This window comes from Vaccinium witches'-broom phytoplasma str. VAC, assembly GCF_000309405.1.
Lineage (GTDB): Bacteria > Bacillota_I > Bacilli_A > Acholeplasmatales > Acholeplasmataceae > Phytoplasma.
In genome coordinates this window covers 1-616 of sequence record NZ_AKIN01000198.1, presented here as the reverse complement: position 1 = coordinate 616, position 616 = coordinate 1, and the positions used below count along the sequence as shown (strand labels likewise).

Below are 616 nucleotides of genomic sequence, written 5' to 3'. Positions count from 1 at the left end.
AAACAATTTTTTGTTAACATTAATTTATCGTTTAGTTATGACAAAAGTAAAAAAATTGATTATGTCATTGATTTAGTTTATCGCCTTCATTTAGAAAAACAAGTAGAAATCATCGTCATCGACCATCTCCAAATTACCAAATCGACCAATCACTTAGAAAACGACCGTCTAGCCATTGACGAAATCATGACTAAACTAAAACAATTAGCCATTGAATTAAACATCGTTATTATCATTTTATCTCAATTTTCAAGAGATACATACAGCAATTACCAAGGAAAATCTCCTGAAATAACAGCTTTAAAAGGAAGTGGCGGAATTGAAACTAACTCAGATATCGTCTTAATAATGTCTGAATTCCAACCCAAACTATCCAAAGAAAAAGAAAAACCATTGAATATTTATAATCAAGATTGCAATCAATTATATTTAGAATCAAAAAATAACGAATCTCAAAAAATCATTGAATTAGCTATTAAAAAAAATCGCAGTGGCACCAAAAAAAACTTAGTTTATCACTTTGAAATGACGACACAAACCTTCCAAGAAATCGGTTATATTTTACCTTATCCATTAGAAAGTTATTAAGGAGTCAAATCAATGAATTATCAAGAAA

At 28.6% G+C, this 616-nt stretch carries 1 protein-coding gene; it reads left to right on the top strand.

Translation table 11 applies throughout. The features are described 5' to 3' along the window. Positions 1 to 588 (top strand): DnaB-like helicase C-terminal domain-containing protein (locus tag RI68_RS02900; RefSeq protein WP_017193738.1); only part of this gene is annotated, 588 nt, incomplete at its 5' end. Positions 589 to 616: the final 28 nt, after the last annotated feature.